The organism is Blastocatellia bacterium (assembly GCA_016713405.1).
In the GTDB taxonomy this organism is placed as follows: domain Bacteria; phylum Acidobacteriota; class Blastocatellia; order Chloracidobacteriales; family JADJPF01; genus JADJPF01.
The window spans coordinates 112,306-138,469 of sequence record JADJPF010000027.1 but is presented as its reverse complement, the minus strand read 5'-3'; the positions used below and the strand labels follow the sequence as shown (position 1 = coordinate 138,469).

General features: G+C 33.3%; 24 protein-coding genes and 1 pseudogene. 4 read left to right on the top strand and 21 right to left on the bottom strand.

Annotated features, from left to right (window positions below; all coding sequences use genetic code 11):
* Positions 1-108: 108 nt before the first annotated feature.
* Positions 109-771 (bottom strand): lytic transglycosylase domain-containing protein, encoded by a 663-nt coding sequence (locus tag IPK14_26335; GenBank protein ID MBK7996762.1) that lies wholly within the window; start codon positions 769-771, stop codon positions 109-111.
* Between the two features lie 222 nt (positions 772-993).
* On the opposite strand from IPK14_26335, the gene IPK14_26330 reads away from it, so the two are divergent.
* A complete protein-coding gene (locus IPK14_26330) occupies positions 994-1,437 on the top strand; it encodes a hypothetical protein (protein ID MBK7996761.1) in 444 nt (147 codons plus the stop codon).
* 165 nt (positions 1,438-1,602) lie between these two features.
* Positions 1,603-3,072 carry an alpha/beta fold hydrolase gene (locus tag IPK14_26325; protein ID MBK7996760.1) on the top strand — a complete coding sequence of 490 codons (1,470 nt, stop codon included), beginning with the start codon at positions 1,603-1,605 and terminating at the stop codon, positions 3,070-3,072.
* Between the two features lie 66 nt (positions 3,073-3,138).
* Here IPK14_26325 and IPK14_26320 read toward each other — a convergent pair whose 3' ends face one another.
* The 15 genes and pseudogenes from IPK14_26320 to trpC all read right to left on the bottom strand — a co-directional run bounded on the left by IPK14_26320 (position 3,139) and on the right by trpC (position 18,067).
* On the bottom strand, positions 3,139-4,302 hold the full coding sequence (locus IPK14_26320; protein ID MBK7996759.1) for a response regulator: 1,164 nt from the start codon (positions 4,300-4,302) through the stop codon (positions 3,139-3,141).
* A 225-nt stretch (positions 4,303-4,527) separates the two neighbouring features.
* Entirely contained in the window at positions 4,528-5,919 is a 1,392-nt protein-coding gene (locus IPK14_26315) for a sigma-54-dependent Fis family transcriptional regulator (protein ID MBK7996758.1), read from the bottom strand.
* Positions 5,912-6,967 (bottom strand): PAS domain-containing sensor histidine kinase, encoded by a 1,056-nt coding sequence (locus tag IPK14_26310; GenBank protein MBK7996757.1) that lies wholly within the window; start codon positions 6,965-6,967, stop codon positions 5,912-5,914. Before IPK14_26310 ends, IPK14_26315 begins: the two co-directional genes overlap by 8 nt.
* Positions 6,968-7,005: 38 nt before the next feature.
* Positions 7,006-7,401, bottom strand: coding sequence for a hypothetical protein (locus IPK14_26305; GenBank protein MBK7996756.1), 396 nt, complete (start codon positions 7,399-7,401; stop codon positions 7,006-7,008).
* A gap of 467 nt (positions 7,402-7,868) precedes the next feature.
* Positions 7,869-8,693, bottom strand: coding sequence for a TonB family protein (locus IPK14_26300; protein ID MBK7996755.1), 825 nt, complete (start codon positions 8,691-8,693; stop codon positions 7,869-7,871).
* A 163-nt stretch (positions 8,694-8,856) separates the two neighbouring features.
* Positions 8,857-9,192, bottom strand: coding sequence for a hypothetical protein (locus IPK14_26295; GenBank protein MBK7996754.1), 336 nt, complete (start codon positions 9,190-9,192; stop codon positions 8,857-8,859).
* 19 nt (positions 9,193-9,211) lie between these two features.
* Entirely contained in the window at positions 9,212-10,210 is a 999-nt protein-coding gene (locus tag IPK14_26290; GenBank protein ID MBK7996753.1) for an FHA domain-containing protein, read from the bottom strand.
* A 200-nt stretch (positions 10,211-10,410) separates the two neighbouring features.
* Positions 10,411-10,638, bottom strand: a complete 228-nt coding sequence (locus IPK14_26285) for a hypothetical protein (protein MBK7996752.1) — start codon at positions 10,636-10,638, stop codon at positions 10,411-10,413.
* Positions 10,554-11,147 carry a metallophosphoesterase gene (locus IPK14_26280; GenBank protein ID MBK7996751.1) on the bottom strand — a complete coding sequence of 198 codons (594 nt, stop codon included), beginning with the start codon at positions 11,145-11,147 and terminating at the stop codon, positions 10,554-10,556. Before IPK14_26280 ends, IPK14_26285 begins: the two co-directional genes overlap by 85 nt.
* 153 nt (positions 11,148-11,300) lie before the next feature.
* A complete protein-coding gene (locus IPK14_26275) occupies positions 11,301-13,841 on the bottom strand; it encodes a protein kinase (GenBank protein MBK7996750.1) in 2,541 nt (846 codons plus the stop codon).
* 264 nt (positions 13,842-14,105) lie between these two features.
* Complete coding sequence (locus IPK14_26270) at positions 14,106-14,894, bottom strand: tryptophan synthase subunit alpha (GenBank protein MBK7996749.1); 789 nt, start codon at positions 14,892-14,894, stop codon at positions 14,106-14,108.
* A pseudogene (gene trpB, locus IPK14_26265) lies at positions 14,891-16,140 on the bottom strand (tryptophan synthase subunit beta). The gene IPK14_26270 and the pseudogene trpB overlap by 4 nt, the downstream one beginning before the upstream one ends.
* A gap of 9 nt (positions 16,141-16,149) precedes the next feature.
* A complete protein-coding gene (locus tag IPK14_26260) occupies positions 16,150-16,836 on the bottom strand; it encodes a phosphoribosylanthranilate isomerase (GenBank protein MBK7996748.1) in 687 nt (228 codons plus the stop codon).
* A gap of 61 nt (positions 16,837-16,897) precedes the next feature.
* The gene (locus IPK14_26255; GenBank protein ID MBK7996747.1) at positions 16,898-17,257 is read right to left on the bottom strand and encodes a hypothetical protein; all 360 of its coding nucleotides are present in this window, start codon (positions 17,255-17,257) and stop codon (positions 16,898-16,900) included.
* Positions 17,258-17,284: 27 nt separating this feature from the next.
* The gene (gene trpC / locus IPK14_26250) at positions 17,285-18,067 is read right to left on the bottom strand and encodes an indole-3-glycerol phosphate synthase TrpC (protein MBK7996746.1); all 783 of its coding nucleotides are present in this window, start codon (positions 18,065-18,067) and stop codon (positions 17,285-17,287) included.
* A gap of 132 nt (positions 18,068-18,199) precedes the next feature.
* Between trpC and IPK14_26245 the strand changes: the two genes are divergently transcribed.
* Positions 18,200-19,189, top strand: coding sequence for a DUF4349 domain-containing protein (locus IPK14_26245; GenBank protein ID MBK7996745.1), 990 nt, complete (start codon positions 18,200-18,202; stop codon positions 19,187-19,189).
* Positions 19,190-19,262: 73 nt separating this feature from the next.
* Here the strand turns inward: IPK14_26245 and mgtE are convergent, their stop codons facing one another.
* The gene (gene mgtE, locus IPK14_26240) at positions 19,263-20,657 is read right to left on the bottom strand and encodes a magnesium transporter (GenBank protein MBK7996744.1); all 1,395 of its coding nucleotides are present in this window, start codon (positions 20,655-20,657) and stop codon (positions 19,263-19,265) included.
* 366 nt (positions 20,658-21,023) lie between these two features.
* On the opposite strand from mgtE, the gene IPK14_26235 reads away from it, so the two are divergent.
* A complete protein-coding gene (locus IPK14_26235; protein ID MBK7996743.1) occupies positions 21,024-22,178 on the top strand; it encodes an ankyrin repeat domain-containing protein in 1,155 nt (384 codons plus the stop codon).
* Between the two features lie 3 nt (positions 22,179-22,181).
* Here the strand turns inward: IPK14_26235 and IPK14_26230 are convergent, their stop codons facing one another.
* From IPK14_26230 to murA, 4 genes are all read right to left on the bottom strand, one after another.
* A complete protein-coding gene (locus IPK14_26230) occupies positions 22,182-23,411 on the bottom strand; it encodes an FHA domain-containing protein (protein MBK7996742.1) in 1,230 nt (409 codons plus the stop codon).
* A gap of 272 nt (positions 23,412-23,683) precedes the next feature.
* Positions 23,684-23,992, bottom strand: a complete 309-nt coding sequence (locus IPK14_26225) for a hypothetical protein (GenBank protein MBK7996741.1) — start codon at positions 23,990-23,992, stop codon at positions 23,684-23,686.
* Between the two features lie 406 nt (positions 23,993-24,398).
* Positions 24,399-24,749: a histidine triad nucleotide-binding protein gene (locus tag IPK14_26220; protein MBK7996740.1), complete on the bottom strand. Its 351-nt coding sequence runs from the start codon at positions 24,747-24,749 to the stop codon at positions 24,399-24,401.
* A 28-nt stretch (positions 24,750-24,777) separates the two neighbouring features.
* A complete protein-coding gene (gene murA, locus IPK14_26215; GenBank protein ID MBK7996739.1) occupies positions 24,778-26,040 on the bottom strand; it encodes a UDP-N-acetylglucosamine 1-carboxyvinyltransferase in 1,263 nt (420 codons plus the stop codon).
* Positions 26,041-26,164: the final 124 nt, after the last annotated feature.

Below are 26,164 nucleotides of genomic sequence, written 5' to 3'. Positions count from 1 at the left end.
TTGGAAGAATCTCTACTCTATTAGACACTAGTTTTTCTTTCTTTTATTTACAAAGTGTTTATTTAGTTAAATTGCTAATATAGCATAGCTTAGAATGGGGTGACAAACCTATTGCTTAAAAATCCAGCTAATAGTATTTGAATCTTCAAAGGTTTGTTTTTGTTTGTTATAGCGTACTAAAACACTATTAACATAGCGTTTTGTTTCTGGAAAGTCTATTTGTTCTAAGTAAAGATCTCTATATTTATTTTTTCTATTTTTTTCCTTTTGATAAGTAAGTTGTTGCCAACGTTGAGCATGTGATGGCCCAGCATTATAACTAGCTAAAACCATAGGTAAAGCATCATCTAAATTAGAATATCTTTTCATCAAATTATCTAGATACCAACATCCTAACTGCAAATTGATTTCTGGATATGTTAGTAATTTTTCCAAATCTGAAGAACTTGTCTTAATATCTCTATTTTCACTAGCATTAGGAAAAGCTTTATTTAAGTCATCTTGATTGGTTTGTCTAGTCCATTCTTTAACTGTAATTGGAGTAACCTGCATTAATCCTATGGCCCCAGCATTAGAACGAGCATCTTTCTTAAAATATGATTCCTCATAAATAAGTGATTTTACTAGCAATGGGTCAAGTCCATATCGGCTAGCAATACGTGTAATCATTGGATCATATTGATGAATGTGATGATAATGCCAAAAATAGCCGCTTAACGCGATGATTGAACATAAAAATAATATTACCAAGGCGACTTTATAAATCTTCATGTAATATCTCAATTTATTAGTTGTTATTATTTATATTATTGGATTTAGTTAAAGGTTGCTTATGAAAAGTAAGTTTTACAATTTAAATTTATTCCTTGTCAACTAATGCCCAACAAATTTTTATATGGCAAAAAGATTTTAACAGATATTTTCCTTGTTGTTACTGTTAAATTTTTGTTACTTTATGAAAATAATATAGATAAATTTTAAGGAAAAATTTTTATGAAACTACTTTTTATTAGTTTAATAGCTGTTTTAGCAATGTCTTTAAGCAATTGTGCTAATAATAAACCTGTAAATAATATTAACAATGGAGCATCCTTGATCGCCTGGCCTATGAATTGGGCAAATTATCTTAATAAAGAAATTACTGTAGAAGGTACAGCAGTAGACGCTAAGCTAGGAGCTTTACTTATAGGCGATGGCCCAGATATCTGGATTGATAATTTAGATGCTTGGCCCTCAGGATTTTATTTAGGCACTCGTCAAGGTAAAAAACTTCGTGTTACAGGTATAGTAATTGAAAAAGATGACCTACCTGTTTTTGTACCTAAAGAAAATGAATTACCTAAAGCTGGTATTCCTGTTGACAAAGGAAGTGATTTAGAAAAAATGAAAAAGCGGTTTTTACTTAAAGATGCTAAATGGATTATTCTTGAAAAATAGTCTTTATACTAAACCCCTAATAATCAACTATTTATTTTAAGTACTAAAAATATTTTATGACTTTATAATAATTTTTCTATATTTTTATTGCCTTCTAATTATTTTAAGTGTATAGTGTCCGTATACACTATACAAAATAGCAATTAAAAATTAGAGGTAAAGCAAATGCAAATAACTAGTTCAGTAGCAATATCTAAGATTATTTCATTATTCTTTATATTATCTACAATATTGCTTTTAGGTAATATAGCTTTAGCACAGCCAGCAGAGAAAACGATTGCGGGTAATTGGTTAGGCACATTAGAGATAAATGCTATTAAGCTGCGATTAGGGCTAAAGATTGTAGCTAAAGATGATGGAAGTTTTACAGCAACTTTTGACAGTATTGATCAAGGAGCAAAAGATCTAGCAATAGATAAAATTACTTATCAAGAAGGAGCAGTAAATTTTGAAGCCAAGCAATTTGGTATTACTTTTACTGGAAAGTTAGAAAATGGCGAAATTGTGGGAGAATTTAAGCAAGGCCAAGGTAAATTCCCACTTACTTTTAAGCGTCAAGACGCGCCAGTTACACTAAATCGCCCTCAACACCCTAAAACACCTTATCCTTATGAGGAACAAGAAGTTAGCTATGAAAACAAAAAAGATGCAATCAAGCTAGCAGGAACACTTAGCTTACCAAAAGCAAGTAAAGCTCCTTTTGCGGCAGTAATTTTAATTACTGGTTCAGGCCCTCAAAATCGGGACGAAGAAATTTTTGGACATAAGCCCTTTTTAGTTTTATCTGATTATTTAACTCGTCAAGGAATTGCAGTATTAAGGGTTGATGACAGGGGTGTTGGAGGTTCATCCAAGAATGTTGCTACAGAAACTAGCGAAAATTATGCTGAAGATGTTTTAGCTGGTGTTGAATTTTTGAAGACTCATAAAAGTATAAACCCAAAACAAATAGGTCTAATTGGTCATAGTGAAGGCGGCATTATTGCTCCAATGGTAGCAACTAAGTCAACAGATATTGCTTTTATAGTTTTGCTAGCTGGCCCTGGTTTAACAGGTAGTGAGATTATCAAACTTCAAGGTGCATTAATTGCTAAAGCAGGTGGAGCAAGCGATCAGGCCATTGCAAGTAGTCAAGAGTTACAAGAAATTTCTTTTCAAATCTTAAAAGCAGAAAAAGATGATGTTATAGCTAAAAAGAAACTAGTAGAAGAATCTAAGAAATTTTATGCTAAATTTAGCAAAGAAGAAAAACAAGCTCTTGGTATTCCAGCAGATATAACTGATGCGCAAATAGAGTCTAGTCTTGGGCGTTTTGTTTCTAGTTGGTTTCGTTTCTTTTTAGAATATGACCCTAGACCAACATTAAAAAACGTTAAATGTCCTGTTTTAGCTGTTAATGGAGAGAAAGATTTACAAGTTCCTTACCAAGAAAACTTATCAGAAATTGAAAAAGCCTTAAAAGAAGCTAAAAACAAGGATTTTCAAATAAAAAGTTTTCCTAACTTAAATCACCTATTTCAAACTGCTAAAACAGGTTCGCCAACTGAATATGGCTCAATAGAGGAAACCTTTGCTCCTGTAGCATTAAAAGAAGTTGGAGATTGGATTTTAGCTAGAGTAAGTGTTAATAAATAAACTAAATAAACTAAATAAACTAAAAATAGACCAGTTGAAACTGGTCTATTTTTTACAATTATTAAATTAAACTTCAAGTTGTTTTTCACCTTCTGCTAGCTTATGACGTGCAAGAGCAAGGTTTGATTGCGCTCTATTAAGTACCATATAAATAAATAGATGTGGGTGGTTTGATAGCGGTCTAATAAGATGATATTGGCTTCCTAAACTAATCAAAATATCTTCAATTTTATCTTTTAGACCTAAATTTGCCATAACTTTCATTTTAGCCCGAATTACTTCACTATTACCTGCTGCTGCAAGTTCAAGATTTATACCACTACCTATTGTTCCAAGAGCCATTCCACTTTTAGAGTCAACCAGAGCCATTGCCATTGCTCCATCTATTTGCATAAATTCGCTGAGAGTTTGATTAATATTGCCTGCCATGTTTATTTCCTTTCCTATTGTGTTTTCGGATATTAAAGTTAATTCGCTGATACTCTTAGAGTAATTTTCTGTACTAATTTGAGAATCTTCCAAAAAAATTAAATCTTTTTCTTCAAAATTTTCTGCTTGCCTATCTGCTTCATCTTTTAACCTAGCTGCTTCCATCAAAAGATTGGTAAGAGAATTTTGGATTGTAGGTTTTACCTTTTTAAATTTTTCTATTATTTCTATTTCAACATTTTCCCAACAAACTATTTTACAAGCGGCTTCTTCTCCTTGATAAATTTCATACCGAGCATGTATAAGCTTTCCTTCTACAAAAAAAAGATATCCTTCTTTTTGTTCAGATAAGATTTTTAATGAAAGTGTTTTTTGTTCTATTTCAACAAGTTGAAGAAAGCTAAAAAGTGTTATTCCTTGAATATGACCTTTTATTGCAATAGCTCGATAACTTCGTATTTTCTCTGTAAGCCCATAAAGATCTATAGGCTTTTCAAGAAAGCCTAGAATTCCAAATTGAGAAAGCTGATCTTCCATTGTACTAGTGCCAAAAGCTGTCATTACAACAACTGGAATTAGCGGATAGGTTTCCATCATTTCTGCTATTAATTGAAAGCCATCCATTGTTGGCATTTTTAGGTCTGTTATTACTAAATCAATGTTATAGCTATCAAGGATTGATAAGGCATCTAGCCCATTTGATGCTGTTTTTACTTGAAACTCATTTGAGTATTTTGAAAGACCCTCCACTAAACTAGCTAAGAATAATGCTTCATCATCTACTATTAAGACAGTAATCATTATTTATTTTTCCTACAATATAATCTGCTAGTTTAATGATATCATTACCTACAGCAATATTTATGCCATAGATAAAACATAGTAATACTTTTTAAGTTTTAACAGTGTAACTTATTGATTAATAATGGCTAATAAAAACTATTTTTTGTGAGCTAAAGTTATAGAATTTTCCAGAATTTAATAAAAGCTTGTTTTATTAGGTTTTACCTATTCAAAATGAGTAGGCTATTTTGCTAGGTGTTCATTTTGAACAGGTATGCGGATTCCATATAAGGTTAATTTTCTTTTTAGAGTTGAAAAAGATATTCCAAGGGTTTCTGCTGTTCGAGAATAGTTTTTTTCTTCTAGCTCAAACACCTTAAGAATATGTTGACGTTCTATTTCTTCAAGTTTTAAGGTTTCTGAATCTGTTTTTTGTATTATTTTATTTTTTCGCACTGATTTTTTATTATTAAATAGTAGAGAAGATGGATAAATACAGTCGCCTTCTTGAAGAATTAAAGAACGTTCTATTAAGTTTTTTAGCTCTCTTACATTTCCTGGCCATAAATAATTTTTTAGGATTTCTATTTCCGATTCTTCTAAACTTACATTACGTCCTGGAGCAAGTTTCCTAATAAAAAAATTACATAAGTCTTCTATATCATCTTTTCTTTCTCTAAGAGGAGGCAAATGTATATGTATAACACTTAAACGATAAAATATATCTTTACGTAATTGTCCTCTAGCAATAGCTTGTTCAGGATTAGCATTAGTTGCAGCAATAATTCTTACATTTACTTTTCTTGCTATTTCTCCACCTATTTTCTTTATTTTGTTATCTTCTAAAACAGTTAAAAGTTTTGATTGTAAGGAAAATGGCATTTCTCCTATTTCATCAAGAAAAAGAGTGCCTCCATCCGCTATTTCAAAAGCACCTTTACGTGTTTGAATGGCCCCAGTAAATGCCCCTTTTTCAACACCAAAAAGTTCTGCTTCTATAAGATTTTCTGGTAATGCTGCGCAATTTACACTAATAAAAGCATTTGTTTTTTCTGCTCTTCCAAAATGAATTGCTTTAGCAAGAATATTTTTTCCTGTTCCTGTTTCACCAGTTATTAAAACAGGAGCAAGATTATTTGAAGCCTTTTTTATCATTTGCCTAATCTCATCAAAAACCAAAGAACCGCCTACTAAAATACTATTTTCACTTTCAAAGTTATCTTTATAGTTTTGTATTTGTTCTACCTGCTCAAGTTCTTTTATTCTTGTTGCTCTTTGAACAACAACACGCAATTCTTCAAGTTGAATAGGTTTAGAAACATAATCATATACTCCCACCTTTATAGCAGCGATTGCATTATCTAAGTTAGGATAAGCTGTAATAAGAATAATTTTAGTGTTTTCATTGACCTTAAAAAGACTAGGTAAAAGATCTAGTCCATTACCATCAGGAAGGTTATTATCAAGTAGTACAACGTCGTACTTATTTTCTAAACAAAGTTCTTGGGCCTGTTTAATAGAATGGGCAGATGAAATAGATATTGGATCTTGTCGAAAAAACAATTTCAAGGTATCACAAAATAGTTGATCATCATCTAAAATAAGTAACTTTGCTTTTACAAGATTTTTAGTCACTTAATGAAGCCTCCAAAGATAATGTTACTTCAGTTCCTATCCCCAATAAACTTTTTATACTTATAGTTCCATTCATTTTTGTTATCATTCTTTTAACAATAACAAGCCCTAGACCTGTTCCATGCGGTTTTGAAGTATAAAAAGGTTTAAATAAATTCGCTATTTGCTTATCACTCATACCACAACCATTATCTTTAACTTTTATTTCAATCTGAGAGCCAGATGGGTAAACAACAATATTAATCATAGGCTCAGACTGTTCTTTTAGAGCATCTGCTGCATTAGTTATTAAATTAATAAGTATTTGATGTAAGGCTCTTTGGTCTACTAGGCAATTTGCAATGGGTATTTCAATAAAATAATTAATAAAGATCCCTTGTTTTATAAAATCATTTTTGATTAGAGATAAGAATTTTTCAAAAAAGGCTACAAGCGATGTACTTTGGATATTTGGATTTTCATGCATACTAAAAGTCTTTAATGACCTTAGTAAATACTCAACTCTGCCAACTTCTATAAGAGTTCTATCAATAAATTCAGCAACTCGCGCCGCAGGTAAAGCATCTATATCCGCTCTAAGAACAGTTAAAGCAGTTTTAATGGAATTAATAGGATTACCTAATTCATGTCTAATTCCAGAAAAAATATAACCAACATTATCCATTGCATTTACCGCTTCAGCCATAGATTCAAGTCTAGATTTTTCTGTAACATCACGGCCAACAACAACAAAGTTTAATAAATCGTTTTTTTCATTGCGTACAGGTGAAACAGTCATCTCAGCCTGATAGGTTGAACCATCTTTGCGAAGCAAAACACAAACTCCACGCCAAACTTGCTTAAATTCAATAGCTTGGTTTAGAGCTTCAATTTTTGCTGCTCCAGAACAAGGAGCTAATAAGGAAAGAAAATGTAGCCCTTTTACCTCTTCAAATTCCCAATTAGTTAAGTTTTCAAATGAGGGATTTGTATATTCTATATGCCCACATCCATTTGTAATTAATATTGAATCATCAGTTTGTTCTATAGCTGCACCTAAGTGTTTCATAACCATTTCAGCCGTTTTATGAGCAGTTATATCTTTTATTACATGTACCCAACCGTTAACTGAAGTTTTTTAAATCCTCCATGAACAATAGAGTTGTTATTTATTTCATACCATTTATTACCCTCTATATTTTGAACCTGACAAACTCCTACACGAAATATTCCATTAGGCCAAAAAGCTTCTATAAAATCCATTGGAATCTGCAAATGGTTCTTAAAAAGCTCTAGTAATGAAAAGCCTATAAGTCTTTGAAAATTAAGGTTAAAAAATTTACACACTACTCTGTTACATCGTCTTATTGTCCCATCCATATTTTCTACTATTATTAAATCTCTAATTGTATCTACTGTTTCTCTCCATTCTATCTTTGACTGACGTATTAAAAGTTCTTCTTCAGGTTCAATAAATTCTATTTGCAAGGGATTGATGATCATTATTTCATCCTCCTTAGACAAGAAAACCACAACTTTAAGGTTGCGGTTTTGCTCATATTCTTTACTTAAAATACCTAGTTTTGGAGACAAGTTATTTTTTATTTGTGTAATGGCTTCTACTTTTAGTTAGACAATTTTGTTTATAACACCTAAAATAATTCCATAACGCTTAGTCTATTTCCCTACTTAAATTAATAAAAAACCTAACATAAATATAGTATAATGAAAAAATAGTATAAACATTTTATACTAATAAACAACACAAATTATTAATATTTAAAGTATTCTATAAAGTATTTTATAACTATGTAAATAATTAATTATAATTTTTTAAGATATCTATCTAGTTTAATTATTTTCAAAACTCTGTTTTTAAAACAAAAAAGGTAGATAGTTGCTCTATCTACCTTTGCTCAATGCTTAGTCGATTGTCTTTTAATAGTCACTAATTAGCAAACTTTTGGGCTTTATAAAACAAATCTGAAGGTTAATTTACCCTGAACTTTTACAGGAGTATGTTCAAGTAAAGTTGGTCTAAACTGCCATTTTTGCGCAGCATCCATAGCAGTCTTTTGTAATAATGGATGTCCTGACACTACATAAGTATTTTCAACTTTTCCAGATTCATCAATAACAATATTCAAAACTACATCACCTGAAACATGCGCTGTTTTTGCTAAAGCTGGATATACTGGATTAACTCTCTTAATAGCATTATTTCTGATAATGCCTTCGCTACGATGTACAAGACTAGGGACTTCATTAACTAATTCATCATTAGTATTATCTACAGGAGGTGGTGGAACAGAAGTGTCAACTATAACCCCCATTAGCATTTCTCCTTGAGGCTTATCAGCTTGCTTATTTTCTGAAGGTGAGAGTGGAACTGTTGTGCCTCCTAGAATAAGAAGTTGTTCTGAAGAAGGACTTTCTAGTTCTAAATTTGGCTGCAAGTTATACCAACCACCTAAACCAGTAAAAAAAGCTATTGTAGCTGAAATAATAGCTGTAGCAGTGCGAGCAACCTTTTGTTTTATAGCTTTTAATCCTACAGGGCAATTTTGAGTTAGCACTGTTCCATCAGCACGACGATAAAACCGCACACACAAATTACCCTCCTTAGCTCGAATAACATCTTCTGCTTGCTTGCTAGACATTCCAGAAAGATTATAAACATTAAGTTTACATTCTTGGCAAAATCTTACTTGGTCATTACCTAACATTTTATTCCAGTCAGCCTTACAAGGTGCAGATACACTAATATTTTCTAGTCGGATACTTCGTCGTGCCATAAATCCTCCAATATTAAATAGTTAGATTGTTTTTCTATTTGCTTCCAATAGACAACTAAGTAAGTAAAAAAGTTCCCAAGGTTTTTATAAAAAAGTAAAAAGCCCTGGAAAATATAATCCAGAGCTTTTTTATTAGAATTATTTTAAGAGTAAAAATCTTTCTCTAGCTAATTAGGTCATCTTCTCCTAAATAGTCTCTTAAACTCATACCTACCCTAAGCTCAAAAACTTTTTGTAGAGATGGTATTTCTCCAACAGTTTCATCTAAAGTTATTCTTTCTACTCTCCACATAGGGAAAAATACATGTGTTAAAGCAATATTATGCTCATTACGCATAATCATGCGCACCCAATCATCAAAAGTATGTAGATCAATACCTCTTATTTGTATACCTGAAATAGATATATCTGTAATTAATCCCCACAGCTTTTCCCTAGGGTTATGTAAATGTAGTACAACACAACTGCCTTCTTCAATTTTGAAAGGTTTTTTAGGCATTATTACTCCAACAATTTTACTATTCAGAATCAAGTAGTTTGCGCATTTCTGCTTCAATTTGTTCTCTAGTCAACTTAATAGTTGTTTGTGTTTCTACTGGCCCTTCGCTTTCAGCTTGTGGTTGTACAGCATCCCTATCAATAGTAACTCCAATTTTTGCATTATCTTCAAATCGTACTAAGGCAGTTCCAAAACGAACAATATCATAATGTTCTAATTGTATGCCTAGAGGGTTTCCTGGAAGTACATCTATTGGCTCAAGTCCAGCCCGTTCAATTGCAGTACCATTAGCACTTCCATTATCATAAACATAAAATTTTTCTGATTGAAATTTAATAGTAGCATGTTGACGAGAAACAGAATTATTTGGAGAACTATCATCTGTATTACGTGCAAACACAAAATCATTTCGTCTAATTAAATTTCCTGTCTCTCTATCTACAACATTACGTAATCTACCTATATTAGTAATTCGTTTAGTAATTAAGTAATTATCTCGATAAACTTCACCACTAATTAAAGACAAACGAGCTAGACGAGGTATTTCTGGTTTAAGGTTATAGACTTCTAATATTCGGCCTTGGCTTTCATCTAGTTTAACAGTTACATCTTCAACAGCTTCTTCAGCACCTGGCCAACAAAATTCCATAGCAAATTTTCCATCTCTAGTACTTTCATGAGAACCAAACTTTATTTCTATTTTTAGCACTCCAAACATCTTAAATCCTGATTGAGAAATATACGCATTTAACAATGTAACAAATTTGTTAGAGTTAAACATTACTTCTAATTCTTCGAGTTTATCTGCATCTGGTATTGGCAAAACGCCTAGCAATTTACTTGGAACATAAGTCTCATTACCTAACCAAATAAAACGTTTTGTAACTAAATCATTAGCTAAATGCTGTACAAGTAAAACAGGATCTATATCATCAAAATTTAAGCAATTATTCTGGCGTACAGTATCAGTAATATATTTTTCAATAGAGGACAAAATTTGACTATTATTGCTAGCCATAAAAAGACCTTCCTAAACAAAATTTTGGGGATTTATTATTTTTAGATATTAAAAAGAATAAAGAGACATTAAACAACTAATTTAATAGTGCTGTAAAGTCACTTTTTCAATAAAACTTGACTTAAAAATAAAAAACTGAGGTGTATGCCTCAGTTTTTTATAAAATCTCTGTTAATTGCTATTATGTTTTCTTAATTATTTTAAGAAACTGCAACACGAGGAATATTAAGTGTTTTAGCTTGATAGCTAACAACTTCCCCATCTATATAAGATTGATAAACCTTCATAGTTTCTACATTAACACAACTTAAAGGGTCTTCAGGCCCGCAACCTGTATCAATACCTACGGCTGAACCACAGATATAAATATCATGTGGCTTACGTCCATTAGCTGGTAAATAACGAGTTGGAGTATGACCAAAAAGCAAGGTTTCCCATTATAACGTCGGAAAAACATTGGGTCTCGTTTCCATCTTAAAGTATCTTCATCACAATCACCAGGATGTTTACCAACAGCAATTCCAGCATGTACATAATAGGCATTTTCATCTTCAAAATATGGCTGAGTGGAACTAAAAAACTCTAGGTGGGCAACAGGAATTTGCAGGCTAAGTGTTGAGGTTTCTTCAATATATTTACAACCATATTGGGCAATTGTAATTGAACCTCCATTTTCTGGTACTAGCCAAAGTAAATCCCCATATTCAATTAAATCCAAAAGCATTTGTTCATGATTGCCTCGTAAACAAATAAAATTTGGGCTTTGTTCCTGTAATTCTATGGCATAGTTAACAACTCCAGGAGAATCTTCTCCACGATCAATTAAGTCTCCTAATAAAATTATTCTATCTTTTAATGGATCATAATCTAAACTATTAACTAAAGCTTTAAATTGGCTTAATCTGCCGTGAATATCACCGATTACGTAGGTTCTCATGCAGGATTCCCCTAGTGCATATACTATAAATAATAATTTTTTGATTTTTTATTTTTTGAGAAAAGTGTAATTATCGCTATTCTAACGGTTTTTGGAACTTATTGCACGAAAAATTATTTTTTACTTCCGCGTTTTTTCCTAATAAAACCTTAACTACTCTTGAAATTCTGTTTTTAGCTCTTCCCACCGCTTACGTAAATCATCTATAATTTGATTATAATCTGTATCTTTACGTAAGTTTCCCCAATTACGATCTTTAGTAAACCAAGGATAGTTTTCATTACCTAATTCAATAGCTTTTCTTAACCATTTTAATGCTTTATCTTTTGAACCTTCTAAAGCATAAACCGAAGCCAGCCAATAAGATACATCTTGATCAGCCGAGGCAGCATCAATAACTTGAGGAGTAATTAAGGCTCTAGCCTTATCAGTTTCACCACGAGAAACATAACATGCAGCTAGAAGCGGCCTCATACCATACATTGCAGGATTTTTATCTAGCACATCATTAAGTAAATCAATGGCTTGATCTACTTCACCCATATGATAATAAACCTGGCCTAAAAACATTCTAGTAAATCCATGACCTGGTTCTATGGCTAAACAAGACTCTAACTCTCCAACAGCATCAGAAAACAAATGCTGATAAAGAAATACCCTAGCACGGTTATAACTAACCATAACAATATCATTAGGGTTCATTCTTAACATTTGTCCATATTCATGCATTGCTGGTTTATAAAGTCCATCTAACCGGAAAATGTCGGCTGCTGTTTCATGGACTTTAGAATCATTACTAGCAGTTCGTAGCAAAACTTTAATTTGTTCACGTGCGCGGGCTTTACGTCCTTTAAGTAATGAGACATAAACCATTCCTAGTTGTGGTTCAACTAGACGAGAATCTAGTTCTAAAGCCCTATTAAACTCTTCTTCTGCAAGTTCATAGTAACTAGCCCCACCAATACCTTTTAATACATAATCAACATAACAATTTCCTAGTCCAGAGTGAGCTAGCGCAAAACCTTCATCAATAGAAATAGCTTTTTGGAACAAATCTATTGCTACATCAATATCTTCTTTACCTAAGGTTTGAGAAATAAATTTATAGTAACTACTACGACCTCTTAAGTAAAGCTCATAGGCTTCTGCATTTGTAGTACTAGCCTTAAATAGAGTTCCTTTTTCTGCATCACTAATATTTATACATAAACCTCGGACTATGTGATGAGAAATTTTATCTTGAATTGTAATGATGTCTTCATAATCAACATCAATCTTGTCACTCCATAAAATTTCATTATTAGCAATATCAACAAGTTGTGGAGTTACCCGAAATCTATTTCCAGCCTTTAAGTAGGTGCTGATTAGCACTGCATCAACTGCTAATTCTTTTCCTACTTGTTGTGGGTCTATTTCTTGATTTTGATAACGAGCAATATAACTAGAAGGACGGACAACTAAAGATTTTAAGGAAGCTAGTTCTGTGATAACGCTATCAGCTAAAGAAAAACTATAAAAGTCTGTTTCTGGATTGCCGCTTAAATTCTTAAAAGGCATTATTGCTACTGTACGACGTTTTTCTGTACCACTAGTTTTTACATCATTAGTCCTAATCTGTGATGGTGGGCTAGTATCAAAAAGTGGTGGCAGTTCATCAATTGTAGAACGATTTGTAGGAATTGGAGGCGTATTGCTTGCCCCTATACCTGAAGGTGTCGGAGTAGGTTGAGAAGGAATAGTTGATTCGCGTGAAGTACGAAAACGTTTATATAACCAACTCATCATCCCATCTTTTAACCAAGAACTCTTTTTATGTCTTGGACTAACTAATTGTGTGGGTTCATAATATTTTCCTGTTTTACCTAGTTCTCGTTCTAGTGCTTTAAGGTCATTAAAAAGTTCTCTGATTGATTGATAACGTTGATTAACTTCCTTAGCCATTGCTTTTTCAATAATTTGCTGTAAGCGTAATGGTAAGTCAGGAACTATTTGCATTACTGGCACAGGCTCATTATGTAATACAGCATGCATTATCTCTACACTACTTTTGCCTAAAAATGGCAACTTACCTGTCACCATTTCATAGATAACTACACCTAAAGAAAATACATCTGTACGGCTATCAATATTAAGCCCTCTAGCTTGTTCTGGAGACATATAACCAGCAGTGCCAAATGGAACTCCTTGTTGTGTTAAATCTCTTACTGCATGATCTCCAATATTAGTAGTAGCTTTAGCTAAACCAAAATCTAGGATTTTTGCCTGACCCCGGTCATTGACCATAATATTTGTAGCTTTAACATCTCGATGGATAACCCCTTTTTCATGTGCAGCAGCTAAAGCATCAGCTAGTTGTAAAGCAATAGAAATAGCAAATTCTATTTCTAAAGGATTACCTCGTACCATTTGTTTTAGTCGTTTGCCTTCTAGGTATTGCATTACAATAAAATGCATGCCTTCAAACTCATTAATTTCATAAATAGTACATATATTTGGGTGATCCAAGGCAGAAGCCAGTTGTGCTTCTCTTAAGAAACGTTTGCGGGATTTTTCATCGGCAACCAGTTCGGAGGGAAGAAATTTAATTGCAACTTTGCGGCGTAGCTTTATATCTTCAGCTTCGTAAACTTGCCCTTGCCCACCTTCGCCTAGTTTTTTGCCCATCTTGTAATTTAAGATTTGTTGACCAGTCATAACCTCAAAGCTAAATGCTGCCTATTAATTTTCTTTACGCAAACCTACTAGCTGGTAGATATTTTGTAAACTTTTCAATAATGCCTTCAAGCTTAAAATAAATTTTAGAAACTTCTAGACTCAAGCTTGAAACTATAGAATTTAGACTATTTTCCTGCTAATAGCGAGAAAAATTTTCTTATCTTTATACTAAAAAACCTTCTTTATTATAATTAATAGATAAATATAGATTTAATACTTTACGATTCTATTTGTCTACCTAGGCTATTTTCCTAGTAACTCTTTAACTAATATTTCTACTTTTTCTACTACTTTTGTTGTTTCTTGACAAGTTTCTATTTCTGAAACAATTCTGCTACCCACTATTGCCCCATCAGCATATTGCCAAACCTCTCTTATATGTTCTGATGAAGAGATACCAAAACCCACTGCTATTGGTAGAGAAGAAAATTGTCTAATTCTTTTAACTAATGGAATAATAGAATCTGAAAGAGTTTGTTGTATGCCTGTAATACCCGTACGAGAAACAACATAAAGAAACCCACTAGCTAGTTTTACTATTTTTTCAATTCTTTGATCACTGCTAGTTGGTGTTAGTAAAAAAATCATATTTAATTGGTATTTCTTTAATATTTCTAAAAAATCACTTGCTTCTTCTGGAGCAAGGTCTGTTACTAAAATAGCATCTACTCCAACCTCTTTAGCCATTTGAGCTAATTTTTCCAAACCAAATTGTAGCAATGGGTTAAAGTAGCTAAATAAAACTATTGGTATTTGGCTAACTTTTCTTATTCGTTCAACCAAACGGAGAATATCTATCAATTTTACTCCTTTTGTCAATGCTCGTTCGGTAGCACGTTGAATTACTGGCCCATCAGCCATTGGATCAGAAAATGGAATGCCTAGCTCAATAATATCTGCTCCTTGCCTTTCCATTGCAAGTATCAAAGCTTCTGTAGTCTCTAAATCAGGATCTCCAGCCGTAATATAAGGTATTAAAGCTTTTTGTTTTTTCTCTGCTAGCATTTGAAATTTTGCTGAAATTCTACTCATAAACCTACTCCTAAAACATCTGCCACAGTATGAACATCTTTATCACCGCGTCCAGATAAATTGACTATTACACTTGCATCTTTACTTAATTTTGCTGCTGCCTCTATTGAGTAAGCAACAGCATGAGCAGATTCTAAAGCAGGAATTATTCCCTCTAATTTAGCTAATAATTGAAATGCCTCTAAAGCTTCTTTATCAGATGCGCTAACATACTTAACACGTCCTGTGTCGTGTAAATAAGCATGTTCAGGGCCAACACTTGGATAATCTAGCCCAGCAGAAATTGAATGTGTAGTAGCAATTTGACCTTCTTCATTTTGTAGCAAATAGCTAAAAGTACCTTGCAAAACTCCGGGCCGTCCACCTCCATCAGTATGAAACCTGGCAACTGTTCGCCAAGTTTATCACCTCGTCCGCCAGCTTCTACACCAACAATAGAAACTTCCTTGTCAGCTAAAAAAGCAGAAAATAGCCCTATAGCATTGCTTCCACCACCAACACCAGCAATTAAAAGCTCTGGCAGATGTCCAGCTATTTCTAAAATTTGCATTCTAGCTTCTTGACCAATGATAGCTTGAAAATCTCTAACCATTTTAGGATAAGGATGAGGGCCTAGAGCAGAACCTAATAAATAATAGGTAGAATTAATATTTGTCACCCAATCACGTAAAGCTTCATTAATAGCATCTTTTAGAGTACGACTACCAGACTCCACTCCTACAACTTCTGCACCTAATAACCGCATACGAAAAACATTTAATGCTTGTCGGCGCATATCTTCTGTACCCATATAAATACGGCATTTCATGTTCATTAAAGCACAAACTGTTGCTGTAGCAACTCCATGTTGGCCTGCACCTGTTTCAGCAATAATTCTTTCTTTACCCATACGACGAGCAAGCAAAATTTGCCCGAGTGCATTATTAATTTTATGTGCGCCTGTATGATTAAGGTCTTCTCGTTTCAAGTAAATTTTTGCACCACCAGCATATTCACTTAAACGGCTAGCAAAGAATAATGGGGTAGGACGACCAACATAAACCTTAAGTAAATGTCTTAGTTCAGTAATAAATTTTGGATCTTTTTGTGCTTCCTGATAAGCTAAAATTAGCTCTTCTAATGGATACATCAAGATTTCCGGGACATAACAACCACCATAACGCCCAAAATGACCACTACTATCAGGCCAGCTAGTAAAATCATTAACTTTTATTTCCTTGTCAGTATTTTTTTCTAATATGTCCATTAAATAAACCTACCTAAGTGCTTCATCAATAATAGCTCTGGATAATTTTGATGTAGTTGATTTCATCATTTCTTGACGACCACGTTGGACTTCCTGCATAAAAGTATGAAGCAAGACTTTATCTTTACGTCCTGGAGATTCTTCTACACCGCTACAAACATCAACAGCATAAGGCTTTACAGTTCTAATTGCTGCTACAACATTTTCTGGTTTTAAGCCACCAGCTAGAATTATTCTAGGGCAATAATGTTTTGCTGCCAAAGCTAAACGCCAGTCAAAAAGCGTTCCTGTTCCTCCATAAGTGTCGGCTGAATAAGCATCTAACAAAATAGCACTAACACGAAAATCTTTAACATGCCCTGGATCAAAATTTTCATTTACTCTTAATGCTTTAATTACTCGCCAACCTGTTAATTGTGAGCAATATTCTGCACTTTCATTTCCATGAAGTTGAATTGTGCTTAATTTAACCATTTCTGCAATACTTTTAACTGCACTTAGGTTAAATTCATTAACAAATACGCCTACTAAATTTACAAATGGAGGCAGTTTATCTACAATTTCGCGTGCATTTGCTGGAGCAACATAGCGAGAGCTTTTACTATAAAAATTAAAACCTATTGCTTCTGCACCTAAATCTAATGCAGCTATAGCATCGTCATAACTAGTTATTCCACAGACTTTTACTTTCACCATAGTTGCTCCTTGTCAGACAGGTTAATAGTACATAAAATTAGTCATTGCTAATTATATATACCTAAGATTTATTAGTTGTTTCTAAGACTCCTACACGTTCTTCTACAATACTTAGATCTGCACTCAAGTTGGCTATTTCTAATCTAGTTTGTGTCTTATAGTGACGAAATTCCTTTTCTAGTTTATTTAATTGTTCTTTGATAGGTTTTAGATGTGCTTCTAGTTGTGCTTCTAATTGTGCTTCTAGTTGTTCCTCTAAAACATGCCGAAAAGCATTTAACAAACTAGGTGTAGTTTGATATTTTTTGTCTTCTTCTACTATAGAAAGTCTTACATCCAGGTTTTGAACTATTCCTAAAACTTGCCTTAGTAGTTGACGGTCATCCTCAGAAAATTGAATTGGGGTGTTTGGGGTTGTCATACTTTTAGCTCCTTACAACTTAATTGGCTATAGATGCTTTTTGGGTAACAATTCCTGCAAAGCTTCTTTTGGTTTTTGCGAGCGCATCAACTGTTCTCCTATTAGAAAAGCGTGGTAGCCAACTTCTTGCAATTTAGTTATATCTGCTACGTTATTTATCCCGCTTTCGCTTACCCAAATAGCATTTTTTGGCATTCGTTTTGCAAGTTGCAAGGAAACATCTATATCCACAGTAAAATTTTTTAAGTTGCGATTATTAACACCAATTATCTTTATTTGAGAGTCTAGCACTTTTTCTAGTTCTTGTTCACTATGAATTTCAACTAATGCGTCTAATCCAAGTTCTATACCTAATTCAACTAATTCAATTATTTCTTTTTCTTCTAAAATTGCTGCTATCAATAAAAAAGCATCTGCTCCTACAAGGGCAGCTTCATAAACTTGATAAGGGTCAAAAATAAAATCCTTACGCAAAATTGGTAATTTAACTGTGTTACGCACATTTTTTAGAATATCTAATGAGCCTTGGAAAAAATCTTCTTCTGTTAACACAGAAATTGCACTAGCACCCCCATTTTCATAATCTTTAGCAATCATAGTAGGGTCAAAATTTTCACAGATGATGCCTTTTGATGGGGAGGCTTTTTTTATTTCTGCAATTATATTTACTTGAGATTTTATTAAAGCATTATAAAAACGTGCTTTATCACGTTTTACACATTTTTCTTTTAATTCATCCAAAGGCATTTTTTCTTTAGCAAGTATTAATCTTTCTCGCTTTTTAGCAATAATTTTATTTAAGATATCCATAAATTCTCCTGCAATAAACTAGGAACTACTTTTTTACTTAAGCGACTATATGAAAAGTTAACTATAATTTAAGATGGTTAAAATGTTTAATCCTAAATGTCAGATTTACAGTTAGGTTTCTAGGGAGGAAACATGAAAAAATTCATTCTTTTTATTGCACTAATAATTTTACTAACTTCTTGTGGTAGTTCATCAAAAGATTCTTATGCACCTTCAAATGAAAACTATAGCTCTTATGGTAAAGGCGGTGGTGGCGCAAAAAGTATGCCTGCGCCTATGGGTAAAGCGGAAGGCGTTATAGGTGGTGTAGCAAGTGAAGGCGGCCCTGCTGCAATGCCTGCACCAAATGAAGAGTCTACTTCATTTTCAACGGCTCAAGCATCAACCAATCAAGTTATTGAGCGTAAAATTATTCGTAATGCTGAATTAGACCTAGAATTAGAAAAACCTGCGGAAGCTTATATTCAAATTTCTGCCATTGCCAATACTCAAGGCGGTTTTATTGTCACCTCTGAAAGTCAGCAAATAGGGGAAAATGGTCAAAGAATGACTGTAATTATTCGTGTTCCTGCTGCCAAATTTGACGACACATTAAAGCAGATTCGCGCTTTAGCTGGTAGATTGTTACGAGAAAAAGCTTCTGGTCAAGATGTGACAGAAGAGTTTGTTGATTTAACAGCGCGTCTTAAAGCTAAACACGCACTAGAAGACCAATTTTTAGAGATTCTTAAAAAGGCTACTAAAGTTTCTGATATGTTAGAAGTGCAAAATAACTTAAATAATGTTCGCACAGAAATTGAACGTATTGAAGGACGAATGCGTTTTTTAGAAAATCAAGCTAGTCTTTCAACTATTACCATAACATTACAAACTCCTCAGCCTTTGGTAAGCGGCACAAGCAGGGGATTTATGTACAAATTAAAAGATGCTGTTTCAGATGCTATTGAAATAGCTCAAGATGTTTTCTTAGGTTTGATTCGCTTTGTTGGCTTATTAGTTCCATTATTTATCTTTATTGTTTTGCCTTTATATTTTGTCTTTAAATTAGTTCGTAGATCTTGGTATAGACGAAATACTACGGTACAAAACCAGTCAAACCCAATTAATGTTGATAAAAATTAAGTCTTTACTTATATCGCTATTAAGCTTGTAATTAGTTGAGACTACAAGCTTAATAGCAAAAACTAACAAATATTTACAACAGTTTTCCTCTTAAAATTAAAGAAGCAATAGTAAAGTAAATTACTATACCTGTTACATCAACTAAAGTAGCAACAAATGGAGCAGAGGCTGCTGCTGGGTCAAAACCAACACGTTTAAGTACAAATGGGAGCATTGAGCCAGCTAAAGTTCCAAGTAAAACTATTCCTACTAAAGTAAAAGCTAAAGTTAATGCAACATAAAACCAATATGGGCCATAAGCAGTTGAATACATTGAGACGGCTGCAATTCGGATAAATCCTAGTCCACCTAAAATAGCACCTAACATTAAGCCAGAACAGATTTCCCTCCACATTACCCGCCACCAATCACTTGCTTTAGCCTCATTTAGAGCAATAGCGCGAATAATTAAACTTGTAGCTTGTGAGCCAGAATTTCCTCCACTAGATACAATTAAAGGAATAAATAAAGTTAAGACTATAGCCTTGGATAATTCTTCTTCAAAATATCCCATTGCTGTTGCCGTCAACATTTCACCTAAGAAAAGAATTACTAACCACCCAGCCCTTTTCTTTACCATATCAAAAACAGAATTAGCTAAATAAGGCTCTTCTAATGCTTGCATCCCTCCCATCTTATGTAAATCTTCTGTATGTTCTTCAATAATCACATCTAAAGCATCATCAATAGTTACAAATCCTAGCACTCTTTTATTGTCATCTACCACAGGAATAGCTAATAAATTATACTTAGCCAAAGCACGAGCAACTTTTTCTTGGTCATCTAAACAATGTACTGAAATAGGATATTTACGCATTATTTCCCGAATAGATTTAGATGGATTTGCTACTACTAAATCCCGTAATGAAACAGCCCCTAAAAGTTGCCCATCATCATCTAAAACATAACAAGAATAGATATGAAGGCGTTGTTTACTATTAGCTCTAACATGGTTTATAGCTTCTCCAACAGAACTATCTGGGCTAAGATGCACATATTCTGTAGACATAATTCCCCCAGCAGTAGTAGGAGGAAATTGCAACAATAAGCGCATTTCAGCTTGTAAATTTTCTGGAAGTGTAGGAACTAACTTTGCGCGATTTTCTGGGGAAATTCTTCTAATTACGTAAGTACGTTCATCAGAAGACATTCTTCTTAAGATTTCTGCTGCCCGATCTATTTCTAGGATTTCCATTATTTCATGCCGACGTTCGCAACTGGGTTCATTAAAAATGGCTAATGATTCTTCTATAGGTAACATCATCAATGTCATAGCTGCATCTTCTAAGTTAAGCTCATTAATTAATTCTGCTGCATCAGGAGCTTTAATTTGATCAATAACTTCTGTAACGGTTTGGGGATTAGATTTAACTTGTTCCCGAAGATGCGCTAGCAGATCAGGAGTCATAGTGTTTTTACTTTTTGACATATTACCTCCTTATTCTGTGTACAACCGCATTAGCTAGACTGGGATACTAAATTTTTCTAGGGCAAGTAAAATTTAGCTAAAATGATGGGGCCGGCAGTACGAAAACCTCTAATTTAACTCTTATTCTATAAGAGTGTAAATATATGCTAACCAATTTCTGATGTTTTTAATTAATATTCTATTCCTCATCCATTTATTTAAGATTTAATCATCGCTTAGCATATAAATTATGATAAACTTTGTTTCAACTAACATATCTCAAATAGCAATTCTTATTTTTAGTAAGTAAATATTCTTAAGATTAGTTTAAATTCGCCGTTTGTTTTAATTTAGTGTGGGTGGTATTCCATTTATTTTGAGGATTTTATGAATACAGCAAAAAAAATTAGCAATAATTCAAGTGGATTAATAAATTTTCTTTTAGAAAAAATGTTATTAGCAACAATAAGTATCTTTGCTATTATTCCAGCAGTTTATTATGGTTCAGCTAGTTGGTTAAATATAGTTTTTATTTGGTTACTAGTAATAGTGCTTGCAATGTTACCTAGCAGCATAATCTTAAAATCACTTACACAAAAATTTCTTCCTATTTCCGAAACAAAAGATAAACAATCAACCCCTATTATTAAACATATTTTTCAACGTTTTGTTGTTGTTTTAGTAATGTTGTTTGTAATGTTGAGTGCTAGTGTAATTGGAATGAGGCTATTTGGGCAAAATTTCTTAAGTAAGAATTGTCTTGCTTGCCAAATTGATGCTAGAAATTACAATGCAGCTTTATGGCTAATTATAGCTGGTGCTGACTTAAACAAGCCTGATAATATTCGCCAAACACCTTTAATTTATGCAGTAGATAGAAGACAAAACTGGTTAGCAAAAATTTTGGTTTTAGCAGGAGCTAATGTTAATCCAAACCTAACTAGAATTAATAACCCTTTATTTTTAGCTGTCTCTAGGGGAAATTTGGATATAGTAGAATTTTTACTTAAACACAACGCTGATCCTAACACTACCCTAAACTCAACGTCTTTAACTACTGCATTAAAAAATAAACGTTTTGATATTGCTGAAATGTTATTAAAGTATGGAGCAGATCCAAACTTAATAGATCCTCAAGGAATGACTCCATTAATACATGAAAGTAAAAGAGGGGAAATAGAAAATATAAAGTTTCTACTTCAGTATCCCGTAGATGTAAATATGGCTAACAATCGAAATGAAACAGCTTTATATTGGGCAACAGTAAATCAAAACCCTGAAATAGTATTAAGTTTACTTGCTAAAGGGGCTAAAGTAGATAGTAATAACCCAGTAACAGAACTTAAGAATAATACAAACGAAAAAACCCCACTAATGATTGCAGCTAGTTTTGGTAATAAAGAATTGATGCAAATATTGTTGAATTATGGAGCATCTACAAGTTATAAAACTTCTCAAGGTGAAGATGTTTTTTCTATTGTTTCAAACTTAAATGAAGAAAATACAGAGCTTTTGGAAATTCTAACAAAGCAAAGCAAGTAAAATTTATAAAAAGCTTAAGCCTATAACAAAGAAAATTAGAACAAAAACCAGTAGCATACTAATAAATAAAATATCTCTGATAGTTAAACCAGCAACTAATACTCTGTTCATATCCAGCATATTTTTTGCAGGCTCTTCTATTTCTCCTGCTTGTACTTGAGTTTCATCAGCTTTTGCTTCTGTTTTTTCTACTTTTTTTTCTGCTTTTTCTGGCTCTTTTGCAGTAATTTCTGCTTTTGCTGCTGAAGCAGCATCTTTACTGATAGGTTTTTCTTCTACTTTAGCTTTATCTGAACCTTTACTTTCCTTATTTTCTGTTGGCTCATTATTTTTTATTGTGATTGGTGGAGGAACACCTATCCAATTGTCCCCAGAAATAGAATTGCGGTCATAAAGTATTAATTTTATGCCACCAGCACTAGTAGGAATACCAAAAGAAATTTCATCTCCATTATGAAGTTTACGACTACTAGCAATACGTACCCCATTAATAAAAACCCCTGTTTGGCTATTTAGGTCATAAACTGTAATTCCAGCCCAATCCATTCTAACTTTAGCATGTGTAGGGCTAATAGAAGCATGATCTATTTGTACTTGGCAATTAGCACCACGTCCAACAAATACTTCACTTGTGCTTCCCTTTAATTCAACTCTTTGACCATCTCTTTTTCCACCTACCATTACTAAATAAGAACTTTCTTCACCTGGTTCTAAGCCACGAATAACATCTTGGAAACTTGTAGGTAAGGATGCAAAAGTAGCTCCTGGATCATCATTTGCACCTAAAGCATCTGTTTTGATTGCTTCTAATGGTCGAGAACCTCCAGCAGCAAACCCTGTATTTGTTGTGTTTGATACTGTAGCTGGACTAGCAGCCTTTTGTGTAGCAGCAGGAGCTTTCATCATTTGTGGAACAGCTTGATCTTCTTCAATAGTAAAAGTTATTTGATACTCTCCTGCTGTAACAACATCATTACTTTTTAGTTTGATACGTTTATCTCGCTCCACTCTAGCTTGGTTAAGCAGTGTGCCATTAGAGCTTTTATCAATTAAATAAAAGCTATCATTATCTTGGATTATAAGTGCATGTTCTTTAGAGACATGTGCTGAGGTTAGATAAACATAACTAGATGGATGACGACCAATTGTAACAATATCTAACTCTGGCGGAACAACTTTTTCCAATACATTTTCATTGGAGGTCAAATTGGTAACTTGAAGTTTTGCCCTCATCCACCCACCTGTAACAAAAATTTTAGTTGAATAGTTTGGTTGAAAAATAAAAAAGATAGCCTTGTCATTGTGAGCAAACTTGATTGTAGTGTCAAGTCGTTTCGTGTAATGAAAATTAAATTAACCCTAAACTAAAAATAGGTATAAAGATTTAGTTTATCTTTATACCTAAAGAAATGTTTCTAATAAAAATATTTTTAATCTAAATAAGAAACCCTAACAAAACATATAATCTAAATTAATTTCTTGTCCTCATATTTTGGTAGAAGAATTTATTTTACAAGCCAAGCACCTTTACTAGCTAAAAGATGTAATCCCATTCTAGTTTTATTAGTATAAACTACCACAGCTAAAGCACGAAATCTATGATTAGGAGTTTCTAAATAAACTTTTGTTTGTACAGGAATAGGGTTTTTAGTAGTAATGCAAAGTCCTGTCTTACTAACATTTTCAGTCATTACTGTTTCATATTCAAAAGGAGCAGATTTTTCATAACGTAATAGAAAAGGCGTAGCTATTTTTACTCTTGTTGCTGCGCGAGACTCATAAACTTTCTTTACTGCTGTTGCAAGGGCAGACATGGCTATCTCCTATGAGGTGTAATTAATTGATTGGGTAATTTACTATATCTATTATTATTTCTTCTTGATTTGCAGATTTACTATCTGATTTATTCTCTTTGGCTTCTTTAGTTTCCTTAGCTTCTTTAGCTTTTTTTCTTACTAGCAGAAATGTCTTTTTGTTGATTTAAGGATTTATTTCTGTTGGTTTCAGCAAATATTAATGTTGGAACTAACAAAATTAACAGGATTAGTAAGATTTTTTTCATTAAATTTTAAGGACTTTCAAAAATTAGGAAGTGTTGAATGAATAACCATTCATATTATCGCTAGACTAGAATTTAAGTTGCGTAATTGCTATAAAAATTTTCTAAATTTATTAACTATTTAATAACCTCATATTCATCAAATAGTTAACTTAAAATAGCTAACCCGGGGGCCAGGTTAAATCACGTCCTCCTAGAAGATGTACATGAATATGAAAAACAGTTTGTCCTGCTCCTGCTCCAGTATTGATTACTGTGCGAAACCCTCCTTCATCAATTCCTTTTTGACCTGCTATTTTTGCAGCAGAAATTAAAAGATGTCCTAGAAGTTCATTTTCTTGAGTAGTTGCATCTTTTAATGAAGCAATATGATGGCGAGGAATTATTAATATATGTGTAGGTGCTTGAGGATTGATATCATGAAAAGCTAGACATTTATCATCTTCAAAAGCAATTTTAGCTGGGATTTGACCTGCAATTATTTTACAAAAAATGCAATCTGTATTAGACATTATTACCTCACATTATTCTTGTAGATTTTTATGCTTCTCTAAAACGCTCAATTTGTCCGCCAAGGCTTTGAAGTTTTTCTTCTATTTTGTCATAGCCTCGGTCAATATGATAAACACGGTCAATAGTGGTTTCTCCATCAGCAGCTAGTGCGACTAACACCAGCGAAGCACTAGCCCGAAGGTCAGAAGCCAAAACCTTAGCCCCTGTTAGTTTAGATTTACCAGTAACAGCAGCTTGACTGCCACGAATAGCAACATTAGCTCCCATTCGCATCATTTCGCTAGCGTGCATAAAACGATTTTCAAAAATTGTTTCTGTAACTACTGATGTGCCTTCAGCTTGTGTCATCAGAGCCATATATTGAGCTTGAAGGTCTGTGGGAAAAAGTGGGAAAGGCTCTGTTATCATATCTTTAGCTTTAAGTTGCTTTCCAGCTTCAACTCGTAAAGTTACATCGCTTAAACGCTCAATATTTACACCATTTAAATTAAGATGGTCAATTACACAGCTAATATGTTCTGGATTACAATCTGTTATTTCCAAAGCTCCATTTGTAATGGCAGCAGCAACTATAAAAGTACCTGTTTCAATTCTATCTGGAATAATTGTATGTTCTGCACCTCGAAGTTTTTCAACTCCTTCAATTCGTATTTGTTCTGTACCTGCTCCAATGATTCTTGCTCCCATTCGGCTTAAAAGCTTTGCTAAATCAACAACTTCTGGTTCACGCGCAGCATTATTTAAGATAGTAGTACCTTTAGCTAGTACAGCAGCCATCATTAAATTTTCTGTTCCTGTTACAGTAACTTTATCAAAAGTAACTTCAGCACCTTGTAGTTTATCAGCAGAAGCAAGTACATCTCCGCCTACTAACTCAATTTTAGCCCCAAGTTTTTCTAGTCCTGAAAGGTGCATATCAATTGGACGTTGACCTATAGCACAACCTCCTGGCAAAGAAACTTTTGCTTGTCCAAATCTAGCTACTAGCGGGCCTAGAGCAAGCACAGAAGCACGCATTGTTTTTACTAGCTCATAAGGTGCTTCAAAAAATTCTATGTCGTCTGCTTTTATTTTTAAGGTATTTCGCTCTGGCATTAGTACCATACAACCCATATCTTCAAGCAAGCGTCGCATTGTAATAATATCTCTAACATAAGGTAAATTATGTAATACAACGGTTTCTGATGTGAGAAGTCCAGCAGCCATACAAGGTAGAGCAGAATTTTTTGCACCGCTAATGCTAATACGACCTTCTAAAGGCTTACCTCCAACAATTCTAAACTTATCCATAAAATTAATCCTATAGTAAATACTTAAGCTTAATAAGAAGCAAGAAAAAGTAATCGGATGTTAGCATAAGCTAGGAAAGTTTGAAAAACTGATTGACCTAAATTAAAGCAGGAGAAAAAATCCA